This is a genomic window from Bartonella tribocorum (assembly GCF_002777915.1).
In the GTDB taxonomy this organism is placed as follows: Bacteria; Pseudomonadota; Alphaproteobacteria; order Rhizobiales; family Rhizobiaceae; genus Bartonella; species Bartonella tribocorum_A.
Genome location: NZ_NJGE01000005.1, coordinates 26,949 through 40,112, shown reverse-complemented (window position 1 = coordinate 40,112; position 13,164 = coordinate 26,949). Strand labels below are relative to the sequence as shown.

Below are 13,164 nucleotides of genomic sequence, written 5' to 3'. Positions count from 1 at the left end.
ACTCTTTAAATATCGAAAAATATCGAACGACACAGACAGCGACCAAAGAAATTTTAGTCCCTTTGTTTATTATTTTATGTGGTTTACGGTTAAGCATTGTTTATTGCAAACCAAATTTCAATTTTTTTTGAATTTGTTTAGAATTTTCTGGTTTTCCGTCAATTGCGTGGTTCCATTGAAATATTGCTTCACGTTTACGTCCAACTTTCCAATAGGCATCCCCTAAATGATCATTCAGTGTTGGGTCTTCAGGTTGTAATCTGACAGCATTTTCCAATATTTGGACTGCTTTGTTGTATTCTTTTAGTTTATAATAAGCCCATCCTAAAGAATCGAGAATATGACTGTTGTGAGCTTGCAAAGCAGAAGCTTTTTGCAGCATATGGAGCGATTCTTCAAGCTTCTCACCTCGTTCTACAAGGGAATAGGCTAAATAATTCAGAACCTGCGGTTGGTTTGGGAAAAATTCAAGCGATTTTCGCAAGTCAATTTCTGCTTTTGTCCACTGTTTTAGACGTTCAAAAGCAATACCACGTTGATAAAAAAGTTTCCAATCGTCCTGCTGAAAGTTTTTTATCTGGGCAATAGCATGGTCTAAAGTTTTAGTCGCTTCAAGAAATTGATGATCCTGCATATAAAAGGCAACAAGCGTTATCAAAATGTTACGATCATTGGGAAATTTTTTATTTAATAATGTGAGTAATTTTATTGCTTCTTTGTAATTGTTGTTATTGGCAAGAAGGAATGCAAGATGAAGTTGTCCATCTTTATAATAAGGAGATTGAGGGGATAAAGCGCGATAAAGTTTCATTGCTTGATGGGGATCGTCCAATTTAGCAGAAATGTGTGCTAGCTGAAACAGTGTTGCGTCATTTTGGGGATATAAGGCGAAAGATAATTGCTTGAAAATACGTGCAATGCGCCCTGAGTTTTTGTGGTTGAGGGTTGTTCCAAAATTATACAACACCTCAGCTGCTCCTTGTTGAGGTGTTTTAATCAACCTCTCTAAGAAAGAATTTTTTTCAATTTTTTCTCGAAAGTTTTTAAGCACTTCTCGACCTGACAACATTTGTTCGCCATGCTGGATTGTCTGAAGAGCTTGGTTGCGCATATTATGGCGTAATTGGAATGAGGCATAGGCTGTAATAATACGTTCATAGGTATTAGGGGCGATAAGAGTTCCTTGTTTATTACTCAGTGCTTTAATAAAATATTTTTTTGCATCCTGTGGTCGTTCTGCAAGGTCGCTCATAAGCGCTAGATGATAAGATATAAAAAGCTCATACCAGACAGGACCTTTGAGCTTCTTAAGTTCAGAAATTGCTTGAGATTTTTGTCCAGATCCAAATGTAATCCAAGCTCCGATGAGTTCAGGTATTGGGTTATTGGCTGCCGGAGGTTCTTTTAATTGCAGAAGAAGCTTGGCATTTTTATAATCTCTTTTGATGAGACTTTCTATTGACAATGTTAAGGAAACAAAGGGAGTTATAACATTTTTCTCTTTAAGCTTTTTGGCTTGTTGCACAGCTTCTTTAAAGTCTCCAACCAAGAGCATAGCTTCAAGGAGCTCTTTTTGTGTTTCAATGTTATCAGGTTGATAAATGAGTGCCTGTTTAAAATAATTGATAGCAAGATCTGTTTTATTTTCGTGATTTGCAACCCTTCCAGCTAAATAGGCACCTGTAAATGAGCTTGTATGAGTCGCTGTACTTATTATTTTACTGTAGGTAGGAGATGGCATCAGCATGATACCCACGATAAAGAGGGTAAAAAGTCGGGATATCGTTGCAGAGCACATGGAGCTAATCCTTTTCAATATAATCAATCAATTGTGTCTTTTATAAATCATATATCATTACTTTTTGGAAAAATACTGCGATTCTTGCAAAGGATCAGTTTACGCGTGCAATGCAAAATTCAACAGTCTCAACCAGAGCATTATAAGCAGGATTTTCATTCATGGGAATAAGAGCATCAATTGCATGTTTTCCATAGATGCGTGCTTGTTCTATGGTATCTGTGATACTATTATATCTCTCCATTAAGTGTTGTGCGTGTACGAAAGCTTCATTATTGTTATTGCCCTCTTCAAGTGCTTGTTTCCAGAAAGCTTTTTCCCCCATATTCCCCCGCTCATATGCGAGAATAACAGGCATTGTGATCTTTCCTTCCCTAAAATCGTCCCCTATATTTTTCCCCAAATTTTGAGCATTACCACTATAGTCAAGCGCATCATCGATCAATTGGAAAGCTAATCCTAAAGATGTTCCATATTCACGTAATGCAGAACGCTCTTTATTTCCACAACCAGCAACAATGGGGCCTACTTCAGCCGCTGCTGAAAAAAGTGCTGCTGTTTTTGCATTGATGATTTTGAGATAGTCTGAAGGGCTGGTTTTGATATTTTTTGCGGCAGAAAGTTGCATAACTTCTCCTTCAGCAATAATTGCAGCAGCGTTTGCTAGGACAGAGAGTGCTTCTATAGAGCCAACATCAACCATCATTTTAAAAGCTTGTCCTAACAGGAAATCTCCAACAAGGACGCTTGCTTGATTTCCCCAAATCATTCGTGCCGTAGATTTTCCGCGTCGTAAATCACTTTCATCAATCACATCATCGTGTAACAAGGTTGCCGTGTGCATAAATTCAACGGCTGTTGCGAGTTTTATATGCCCGTCACTTTGATAACCAAACATATGAGCCGCAGCTAATGTGATCATTGGGCGTAACCGTTTTCCTCCTGATGAAATAAGATAATTGGAAATTTCAGGAATCATCTCAACTTCTGATTTTGCCATAGAGAGGATAAATTGATTGACGCGCTCCATGTCTTGTTGCGTAAGATCGAAAAGAGATTGAAGAGAAATTTGATTATTTCTTATTTGTTGTGGTTTGATAACGGCACTCAATATGTTGACTCCTAGAATATTGCAATGGACACATATAAATTTTATTTTATTGACTAGCATAAAGGGGGTTTTGTTTTGACTCAAGCTTTTGATGGCGCTTTGAAGTATAAGCTTGGAATGATATGTACAAGAGTATATTTTAAAAGCTTGTATAATATTGTTTCTATGGGGGATAAAGGAACAATTGGCAACAGCTTTATTTAAGTAGTCATTAATAAAAAAGTTCAGTTTATAGTGAACATTAGGCTTTTAAATGGATAAAATATCGAATCATAAAGATGAAACAATAGACAGTTTTCATCGCGGGAAATTTTATTTGGTTCAACCCCATAAACATGGTCATCGTTCTGGAATGGATGCTATGTTATTAGCCAGTTTGGTTCCCACTAATTTAAAAGGCAAGATTGTTGATTTAGGGGCAGGGGCTGGAGCAGCAGGGTTGGCTGTCGCTTCGCGTTGTCCGCAAGTTCATGTTACATTGGTTGAACGCTCATCTTTTATGGTATCTTATGCACAAAAAACACTTATGCTAAAGCAAAATAAACAATTTACTGGCCGGATTTGTTTGCTAGAAGCAGATGTTACCCTCAAAGGGAATGCTCGTATAACAGCGGGTTTGATCGATAATAGCTTTGATTTTGCCATTATGAATCCACCTTTTAATAATTCTACTGATCGTAAGACACCTGATAAACAAAAATCTGAAGCACACGTTATGCCTGAAGCGATGTTTGATAACTGGTTACGCAGTGCGGCAGCCATCGTTAAGCCAGGAGGGTATTTAGGGCTCATTGCGCGTCCACAATCACTAACGGATATCTTGCATGCTTTAAAAGGCCGTTTTGGTGGTATCTGTATCATTCCCATTCATGCACGTGCAACAACTCCGGCAATTCGTCTTTTATTTTATGCAAAACGGGGGAGTAGAGCAGCTTTATCTATTTTACCGGGATTGGTTATACATGAAGGGAATAACCATATTTTTTCACCACGGATTGATGCAATCAATAATGGATATATAAGCTTGTGGGAACTTTTGTAATGATCTCTTGTGTTTTTCAGTTTATTATTTAAAGTCTAGACTTTATTATTAGGAGGCTTAGCTTTGGGTGAAATTATATTTCTGGTTGTCATGTGGGGATTGATTGGCGTTTTTGGATGCTATCGCGTTTTTCCTATTTTTTGTCCTTACTTATTTAATTGTTCTTAAATTAAGGAGATTTTATTTTGATGGATGTTGTAAAAAATTTTATTTCACGCCGTTTTTCTTCCAATAAACTTGAAATTCCTGTTGTTCGGCTTAAAGGGGCAATTATGGATTCATCGTCTCTATCGCGTACGCTTTCCCTCAGTAGATGTGCCAATCTTTTGGAGAAGGCTTTTGCGCACAAAAAAGCACCGGCTGTTGCAATTGTTCTTAATTCTCCTGGGGGGTCACCTGTACAATCGCGTTTTATTTTCAAGCGTATCCGCGATTTAGCAGAAGAAAAAAATAAAAAGGTTCTTGTATTTATTGAAGATATCGCAGCATCTGGTGGTTATATGATTGCTTGTGCAGGGGATGAAATTTTTGCGGATCCTTCTTCGATTGTTGGTTCCATAGGGGTGGTTTCAGCTTCTTTTGGTTTTCCTGAACTTTTGAAGAAAATTGGTGTAGAGCGGCGCGTTTACACAGCAGGAAAGAACAAGGTTACACTCGATCCATTTCAGCCTGAAAAAAAGGCGGATATTGACCATTTGAAATCTCTCCAACTTGAAGTGCATCAAACTTTTATTGATTTGGTTAAAGAACGGCGTGCGACAAAATTATCAAATGATTCGAATCTCTTTACAGGAATGTTTTGGAGTGGAAAAAAAAGCGTTGAACTTGGTCTGATTGACGGGTTGAATGATATCCGTTCTGTTATTAAGGAGCGCTTTGGTAGTGATGCAAAACTTCGACTTATTGCACCTCCAAAAAGTTTTTTAGGATTTAAAACGCCTTCAGGAGTGACTGCTCATACAGTTTATACAGCTGTTGATAGTGCATTGATGGCAGCAGAAGAGCGGGCACTTTGGCAACGTTACGGTTTGTGATAGACGGGGATCATTCAAGCAAGAGGGGATTTTATCTAAAAAATAGATGTTAGAAGAAAAAAGGCTTGAAATGATACGAATGAGAACGTGTCATCTATTTTTTATATGAGAGTTCTTCGTAAGATTTATGTTTGTTTAGAACAAAATGAAGAATATTTCGAGTTATTATAGGGTTGGTTCTAAAAGTATGGATAAAAGGGGGATTATTGTAAAAGAACCCTATGAAAGTGAATATTACGTCATATGATAGCGGATGTACAAATTTCATTCCAAAGACATGTTTTATGTGTTTACACCCATTAAATTGAATTTAGCTCTGCATGTTGTAGGACAACGTGCTGATGGTTATCATTTGATAGAAAGTTTGGTTTATTTTAGTCTTAGCGGTGATTGTCTACACTATGCGTTTTGTGAAAGTGACCAGTTTGTTTTAACGGGACCATTTGCAAAAGAACTTATATCTCATTCAGATAATTTGGTTCTTCGGGCACGAGATTTTATGCATAAGACTTTCCCTGAAAGTGCTCAACCTGCTTTTTTTCGACTTGTAAAAACACTCCCTATTGCTTCAGGCATTGGGGGGGGCTCAGGTGATGCTGCAGGGGTTATCAGCATATTGCGTCAACAATGGAATCTTAATTGTTCTTGCGAAAAATTAGCAAAAATGAGTTTAGCTCTTGGTGCTGATGTTCCCATGTGTCTTTTTGCATTAGAATATCAGCAGCCACTTTTGGTTAAAGGAATTGGCCAAGAAATTACACGACTAAAAGAGGCTTGTTCTCTTGCGATAGTATTGGTTAATCATGGACAAGAGATTTCAACACAAGCTGTTTTTAAAGCGTTAGACAAGCGCCATCATCCTTCTTTAAAAATTGATCCCATCGCTTTAAAGAGCGTTGATTCATTGGTTGAAGCTTTACAAGAAACGAGAAATGATCTTTTTTCCCCAGCATTAAAAATGGCACCTCAATTATTACAAGTGTTATCTATATTGGATGAATGTGGCTCTCTTTTTTCTCGTATGTCTGGAACGGGGGCAACTTGTTTTGGCATTTTCAAAAATCAACAAGCAGCGCAACAGGCTGCGCTTTTTATCAAATCAATGCACCCAAATTGGTTTGTAAAATCGATCATGACTTTAGGAACTATTTGAGAAATAAATAGCTTTCATTTTATCATGATTCCATTATACGTAATGAAGAGGAAAACTAAAGAAATCTTTTTTTGTTTTTTAGATAAAATAAATAATGCTAAAACAAGTTTTTAGAAAAGAAAATGGACGCTAGGATAGTCTTTAATTTCACATTTTATTTCTATCTTTCGTGCAAGAATTCACGCAATGTTTGAAGAGTTATTTAAAACTGTAACATTTGCAAAAAATAAGCAGGTTGCAGAAATGGATGGATGTTTGTTGTATTTGTGATTGTTCAAAGAGGTTTAATTTGCCACTTCAACCAGATTTTTCGTGCGAATTAGATTTGCAGAAACAGGGTTTTTTTCATGTAGCAGGGGTTGATGAAGTAGGACGAGGACCTCTGGCTGGACCTGTGGTAACGGCAGCGGTTATCTTGGATAAAGATCATATTCCTGATGGGGTAAATGATTCCAAAAAGCTTTCTTTTCCTCAACGGACTAAACTTTATCATGAAATCTTGCAAAGTGCATTAGCGGTTTCAGTCGCTAGTCTTTGCGCCCGTACAATTGATCAATCTAATATTAGAAAAGCAACTTTGGAGGCAATGCGTCGCTGTGTTATAGGATTAGCTGTTCCAGCGCACTATGTACTTGTTGATGGACGTGATATCCCCTCTGAGTTGTCTTGTCCGGCAATGGCATTGATTAAGGGTGATCAGCGTTCTGTTTCAATTGCAGCCGCTTCTATTATTGCGAAAGTAACGCGTGACCGGATGATGGAGTGTGCTGGACAAGTTTATAAAGGGTATGGTTTAGAGAAGCATGTAGGGTATGCAACGCTTGCCCATCGTAGGGCTCTTGATAAATATGGTCCAATTGTAAGAGTACATCGTTATAGTTTTGCGCCACTCAAAGGGCGTTATAGGAATGATGTGTTATGACGGTTCGATCACTCAATAGCGTTTCGATAAAAGAAGCAATAGCGCTTCTTAAACAAGGCAGGTTGGTAGCGTTACCAACGGAAACTGTTTATGGATTAGCGGGTGATGCAACCAATGGAAGGGCGATCTCTTCTATTTTTTCTACAAAAAAGCGTCCGCAATTTAATCCTCTTATTGCGCATGTCAACGGTATCGAAATGGCGGAGCGCTATGTTGAAATTGATTTTCTTTCGCGTCAATTAATGGAAGTATTTTGGCCTGGTCCTTTGACATTGGTTTTACCTTTAAAGGAAAAGCATCATATCCATCCTTTAACAACGGCCGGTTTGAATACATTGGCTATTCGTTTTCCAGACAGTCGTTTTGCGGAAATTGTACAATGTTTGGGTCGTCCACTTGCTGCGCCTAGTGCAAATCTATCGGGGTGTCTTAGTCCTACTTCGGCTGAGGCTGTTTTTGCATCTTTGGGGGAATCTGTTCCTTTGATATTGGACGGAGGACCAGCTAAAATAGGGCTTGAATCAACGATTATTAAGATTTGTGGTGAAAATATTTATCTTTTGCGTCCAGGAGGGCTTGCTGCTGATAAAATTGAAGAAGTTGTGGGGAAGCCTTTAAAACGGATAGATCAAAGGGCGGCGATTGAAGCTCCAGGAATGTTAAAGTCACATTATGCGCCCAATGCTGCGATTCGTTTGAATGTAGAAAAGGTGGAAAATGGTGAAGCGCTTTTAGCATTTGGTCCAGAGCGCGTTATGGGGGCTGAAAATGCCGTTTTTATTTTAAACCTTAGCAAGGAAGGAAAGTTGGAAGAGGCCGCTTCTCATTTATTTCAATATATGAAAGAATTGGATTCATTTAAAGTGAGATGTATTGCCGTGGAACCTATTCCATCATATGGATTAGGGGAGGCTATCAATGATCGTCTTATAAGGGCAGCAGCTCCAAGGGAGAAATGAACATGGAGCAGGAATTAATTGAGAGGTTTAGAGAAATTGTTGGTGCCAAACATGCTATCACAGATCAGGCGTTGATTGCACCGTATTTGATTGAAGAGCGAGGGCTTTTTCACGGTAAAACACCCTTACTTTTACGTCCATCTTCACCGCAAGAAATCTCATTGATTATGCAGTTAGCAAGCCAAACACGCACACCAATTGTACCTCAGGGTGGAAATACAGGGCTCGTGGGGGGGCAACAACCAGATGAAAGAGGAGAGAGCGTTCTTTTATCCATGGAGCGATTAAATAAGATTAGAGCGATGAATCTTGAGGGGAATTTTGTTGTTGTAGAAGCTGGTGTTATTTTACAGAATTTACAAAAAAAAGTGGATGAATCAGGCCGTTTTTTCCCTCTTTCTTTGGCATCTGAAGGTTCTTGTCAAATAGGGGGAAATCTTTCATCAAATGCTGGAGGGACTGCTGTTTTAGCCTATGGCAATATGCGTGATCTTTGTCTTGGTTTGGAAGTTGTTTTGCCAGATGGCCGTATTTTGGATGATTTGCGCTTTGTTAAAAAAGACAATAGCGGTTACGATTTGAAAAATCTTTTTATTGGTGCAGAAGGCACATTAGGCATTATAACTGCAGCCGTTTTGAAGATTTTTCCCAAAATAAAAGCAAAAGCAATTGCTTTGGTAGGGTTACATAGTCCAGCAAAGGCTCTTGAGTTTTTATCTCTGGCTCAAGAATATGGAGGAGGAATGGTGACGGGTTTTGAACTCATGGGAAATCTCAGTTTTCAAATGGCTTTGGATTATAAAATGTGTGAGAAGCTCCCCCTCCAACAGAAACATGAATGGTACGTATTAATGAACATTTCATCATTGCAAGACAATGATGAGGCGTCATCCGTGTTGAATATTATTTTAGAAAAAGCCTTAGAGAGTTCAGTGATAGAAGATGCAATTGTTGCGCAATCTTTAAAACAGCAAGATTTTTTTTGGCAATTGCGAGAAAGTATATCAGCGGCCCAAAAGGTGGTAGGAGGATCTATTAAGCACGATATTGCAGTACCACTTGCCTCCATTCCTGATTTTATTGCTGAGGCAGCACTTATTGTTGAAGATATTGCTCCAGGGGCACGAGTGGTTTGTTTTGGACATATGGGGGATGGAAATTTGCATTATAATGTTACACAACCGATAGGCGCTGATACGACGGCATTCTTGCAGTTATGGTCAAAAATGAATCATCGCATTCATAGGTTAGTGATGGACTATCAAGGTACATTTTCTGCTGAGCATGGAATTGGTCAACTGAAGCGGGAAGAACTTCGCTCTCTTAAATCACCTGTCGCATTAGATATTATGCGAGGAATTAAAAAGACACTCGATCCTTTAGGAATCATGAATCCTAGAAAAGTATTATAATTCAAGAATGTTGCTCTATTTTTGTTTAGGTTTTAATAACCAAAAAAGAAACCAGTTGTTTTTTATTCAAACTTTTAATAATCCAATGAGGAAAAGCTGCTAAAAGGTGTATGTTACTTAAGATAAATTGGGACGCTGTATATGGCTAATCAATGCTTTAATCAGGCAAAAGCGGTGCTTGAATTTCGGTTAGATCCGTGCCATTTGCCACAAACGACGACATATTTTTCATCCAAAACGGGCAATAAGATCATTTGTTCGTTAAATGAGCGCGGTGTTTTTTTTAAAACGGATAAGCCTTCAAGCTTATCGCATTTAGTACCCCCTTATCATTTTAAAGGAATTGCGGCACGTACCGTAAAAACACGCTCAGGTGAAAGAGCTGTTGCATTAGAGTTACTTCATGCAAATGAGGAATCTTGTATTCCGCTTTTGGTTTCCAGAGATTTGAATAATGTTCTTCTAGATTGGCGGTTATGGGCGGATACTTATGACCTTCCCATGCTTATGATTAATGAAGATAATCGCATTGTCGTTGTAAAGGATCGTTCTGATTTACATCGATTTTTTTATACAACGTCGCATTCTAAACAAAAACGTTTTTTACTTCGTTATAGAAGTCCGTTAGGTTTGCGTTTGGTAATTGCGAATCGAATTACACTTCAGTAACATTCATGGGCATTAATCTTGCTTGGCCGTCAAGCACCGTTATTTAGAGCGATGGTGTGAGGCGTGCAAGATTCATACATGAAGTGTTTTTAGAGGACGTGGTGAATATTCTTCAGTTTGTTTTTCGAGCTTTACACCAGTGAAGCACGTGAGGTAAACCCAAGCGAAAACTCAAGAGGAAGCCATCCAATGATAAAGCTAACTATTTAAACCTGATCTAGCAGAATTCTTCATTCTTTAAGGAAAAGAGGAAGTCAAGGATTGTAAATAGGAGTTTTTTGACAGCACATATTGGCAGCAGGAATCGACTATATTAAATGCTTTTTTGTTGATGATATAATTTTGTGTTTTCTACATTGTTAAAATACGCGCAGATGGCAGGGAGTATTTTTTCACCTTCTTTTATACAAAGAGAGTTATTGATTTATAAAGATAATGAATCATTTTCTTGCATGTTACAAAGAGGGGATGCTCGTGCGGATGAAGAGTACTCAAAAAGAGCAAAAATTCTCTGATAAGTTTTCTAGATAACAAGGGTTATCGGTAACATTGAGCGTTGGATACAACGATTTTGTTTTTTCCCAAAGTTATAGTCAACACAAAATAATAAGAAAATTCACGCATTATGCCTTTAGGTAAAAGAATCAAATCGTAAAAAAATACCAAAAAATTTAGTTTTCTCGCGCGATAGCTCGCCATCCGATATCACGACGAACAAAGCCTTCTGGCCAATCAATACAATCAACAGCTTCATAAGCACGTTTTTGTGCGCTCGTAATCGTTTTTCCTGTTGCTGTTATATTGAGAACACGTCCACCATTTGCAATAAGTTCTCCATTGCGCAATGCGGTACCAGCTTGAAAAACTTTCACATCGGGAAGTGTATTTACTTTATCAACGTTACGAATAACAGTTCCTTTTTGGGGAGAACCTGGATAACCATTAGCAGCCATAACAACGGTGAGAGCAGTTTTTTCAGACCACTGAAGAGGTTTATTTTCAAGCTTTCCTTGAGCTGCAGCAAGAAATATCGGCAGAATATCATCTTTGAGGCGCGTCATCAAAACTTGGCATTCAGGATCACCGAATCGTACGTTAAATTCAATGAGTTCGGGCCCTTTTTGCGTTATCATCAATCCGACGAAGAGAATGCCTTTAAAGGGTGCACCCATTTCGTGCATACTTCTTAAAGTGGGTTCAACAATTTCTTTAAGGGTACGATTCACCATTTCTTCGGTCATGATGGGCGCTGGTGAATAAGCCCCCATACCACCGGTGTTTGCTCCCGTATCCCCATCCCCCACACGCTTATGATCTTGAGCAGATCCAAAGGGAAGGGCAATTTTACCATCACAAAGACAGAAGAAGCTTGCTTCTTCACCTTCAAGAAAAGATTCTACAACAATTTTGTTTCCTGCATCTCCAAAGGCACTTTTGAAGCAGGCATCGACTGCGTTAAATGCTTCTTCTATCGTTGTTGCAACCACGACACCTTTACCAGCTGCTAAGCCATCTGCTTTAATGACAATGGGAACACCTTGTTGATGAATGTAAGCTTTTGCTTTAGCCGCATCATTAAAGCATTGGTAACTTCCTGTAGGAATGTTATTCTTACGACATAGATCTTTTGTAAAAGCTTTTGAACCTTCTAGTTGAGCAGCTTTTTGAGTAGGACCAAATACACAGATATTGGCGCTATTAAGAGAGTCAGTTATACCAGCAACCAATGGTGCTTCTGGCCCTACAATCACAAGATCAATAGAATGTGCTTTACAAAAAGCAATAACAAGGGGGTGGTCATTAATGTCTAAATTAATATTTTCACCAAATTCTGTTGTTGCAGGATTTCCAGGAGCGCAATATAACTTTTTAAGCAGTGGTGATGCTGCTATTTTCCACGCTAAAGCATGTTCTCGTCCACCTGAGCCAATAAGAAGAATATTCATTGCTTGCTCCTCTCATAAAAGATGATTAATTTCATCTTCTTCTCATAAGAATGAAACGTCTCTATCGCAAGACTAAAGGTAAATCATTTGATGAAAAAAAATAAGAATATTCCTCATGTTCAGTCTCATGATAGCCAAGGACGGGTTATGGATGCATCTTCCAAACAATGGGTCTATAATTTCCTTCCCTGTTCTTTATGGTTTTATGCGCAATTAGCGCGTTGGGATCGGCCTATCGGATGGCAATTGTTGATGTGGCCTTGTTTTTGGTCAACAACAATGGCTTTTCTCTCTTATGACATGCATTATGAATCTCTTTTATCAATGCTTCTTCATTGGAGCTGGTATCTTTTTCTTTTTTTTCTGGGATCTATCGCTATGCGAGGGGCAGGATGTACTTGGAATGATCTTATTGACCATAAAATCGATTCTCAGGTAGAGAGGACACGTTCTCGCCCATTACCAACAGGTCATGTGAGTCGGTTTCAAGCAAAAATTTTTATACTTGTGCAATGTTTGGTTGGTTTAGCCGTTTTATCACAATTTAATAGGTTTAGTTTTTTTCTAGGCATTTCGTCATTGATAGCCGTTGCGCTTTATCCTTTTATGAAACGTGTAACCTATTGGCCGCAGTTTTTTTTAGGCATTGCATTTAATTGGGGAGCTTTAATGGGGTGGGCTGTTGTGTTTGGAAGTTTAAGCTGGGCACCAATTTTACTTTATGTAGGATCAATTTTGTGGACCATAGGATACGATACAATTTACGCACATCAAGATAAAGAGGATGATGTTACTGTTGGTATTGGTTCTACAGCGCTTCTCTTTGGTAAAGGAACTAAGCGTGCTTTAGTATTTCTGTATGGTGGTTTTATCGTATTTGTTAGTTTAGCATTTTATTTGGCTAAAGTTCCTCCATTGAGTTTTTTGGGAATTTTTGTGGCAAGCATCCATATGTTTATTCAAATTAAAGTCATTGATATAGATGACAGTGCACAATGCCTCAGGCTTTTCAAATCTAATTCGTTTATTGGTTTTGTTATTTTTGCTGGTTTAGTTTGTGGTGGTCTATGGATGATATTTTATCCTACAGTTTAACAACACGTTAGATAAAGTTATAT

At 38.3% G+C, this 13,164-nt stretch carries 11 protein-coding genes and 1 pseudogene; 9 read left to right on the top strand and 3 right to left on the bottom strand.

Features of this window, described 5'->3' with window-relative positions; all coding sequences use genetic code 11:
* Positions 1-100: 100 nt before the first annotated feature.
* Together CER18_RS03205 and CER18_RS03200 are read right to left on the bottom strand one after the other, a co-directional pair.
* The gene (locus CER18_RS03205; protein WP_100128664.1) at positions 101-1,798 is read right to left on the bottom strand and encodes a tetratricopeptide repeat protein; all 1,698 of its coding nucleotides are present in this window, start codon (positions 1,796-1,798) and stop codon (positions 101-103) included.
* 94 nt (positions 1,799-1,892) lie between these two features.
* Positions 1,893-2,969 (bottom strand): polyprenyl synthetase family protein, encoded by a 1,077-nt coding sequence (locus tag CER18_RS03200; RefSeq protein WP_100128663.1) that lies wholly within the window; start codon positions 2,967-2,969, stop codon positions 1,893-1,895.
* 15 nt (positions 2,970-2,984) lie between these two features.
* Between CER18_RS03200 and CER18_RS10675 the strand changes: the two genes are divergently transcribed.
* The 8 genes and pseudogenes from CER18_RS10675 (at position 2,985) to CER18_RS03165 (ending at position 10,100) form a co-directional block, all read left to right on the top strand.
* On the top strand, positions 2,985-3,113 hold the full coding sequence (locus CER18_RS10675) for a hypothetical protein (protein WP_280951563.1): 129 nt from the start codon (positions 2,985-2,987) through the stop codon (positions 3,111-3,113).
* A 49-nt stretch (positions 3,114-3,162) separates the two neighbouring features.
* Entirely contained in the window at positions 3,163-3,951 is a 789-nt protein-coding gene (locus CER18_RS03195; protein WP_100128662.1) for a tRNA1(Val) (adenine(37)-N6)-methyltransferase, read from the top strand.
* A 188-nt stretch (positions 3,952-4,139) separates the two neighbouring features.
* Positions 4,140-4,985 (top strand): S49 family peptidase, encoded by an 846-nt coding sequence (locus tag CER18_RS03190; RefSeq protein WP_100128661.1) that lies wholly within the window; start codon positions 4,140-4,142, stop codon positions 4,983-4,985.
* Positions 4,986-5,228: 243 nt separating this feature from the next.
* Positions 5,229-6,138, top strand: a pseudogene (locus tag CER18_RS03185) (4-(cytidine 5'-diphospho)-2-C-methyl-D-erythritol kinase).
* 247 nt (positions 6,139-6,385) lie between these two features.
* Entirely contained in the window at positions 6,386-7,060 is a 675-nt protein-coding gene (locus tag CER18_RS03180) for a ribonuclease HII (RefSeq protein ID WP_100128659.1), read from the top strand.
* Positions 7,057-8,019 carry an L-threonylcarbamoyladenylate synthase gene (locus tag CER18_RS03175; RefSeq protein WP_100128658.1) on the top strand — a complete coding sequence of 321 codons (963 nt, stop codon included), beginning with the start codon at positions 7,057-7,059 and terminating at the stop codon, positions 8,017-8,019. Before CER18_RS03180 ends, CER18_RS03175 begins: the two co-directional genes overlap by 4 nt.
* 2 nt (positions 8,020-8,021) lie before the next feature.
* Entirely contained in the window at positions 8,022-9,431 is a 1,410-nt protein-coding gene (locus tag CER18_RS03170) for an FAD-binding oxidoreductase (RefSeq protein ID WP_100128657.1), read from the top strand.
* A gap of 141 nt (positions 9,432-9,572) precedes the next feature.
* Positions 9,573-10,100, top strand: coding sequence for a DUF6101 family protein (locus tag CER18_RS03165; RefSeq protein ID WP_100128656.1), 528 nt, complete (start codon positions 9,573-9,575; stop codon positions 10,098-10,100).
* 671 nt (positions 10,101-10,771) lie between these two features.
* Here CER18_RS03165 and purD read toward each other — a convergent pair.
* Entirely contained in the window at positions 10,772-12,046 is a 1,275-nt protein-coding gene (purD, locus tag CER18_RS03160) for a phosphoribosylamine--glycine ligase (protein WP_100128655.1), read from the bottom strand.
* Between the two features lie 90 nt (positions 12,047-12,136).
* Here purD and ubiA point away from each other — a divergent pair, with 90 nt between their 5' ends.
* Positions 12,137-13,141 carry a 4-hydroxybenzoate octaprenyltransferase gene (ubiA, locus tag CER18_RS03155; RefSeq protein WP_100128654.1) on the top strand — a complete coding sequence of 335 codons (1,005 nt, stop codon included), beginning with the start codon at positions 12,137-12,139 and terminating at the stop codon, positions 13,139-13,141.
* The last annotated feature ends 23 nt before the right edge of the window (positions 13,142-13,164 follow it).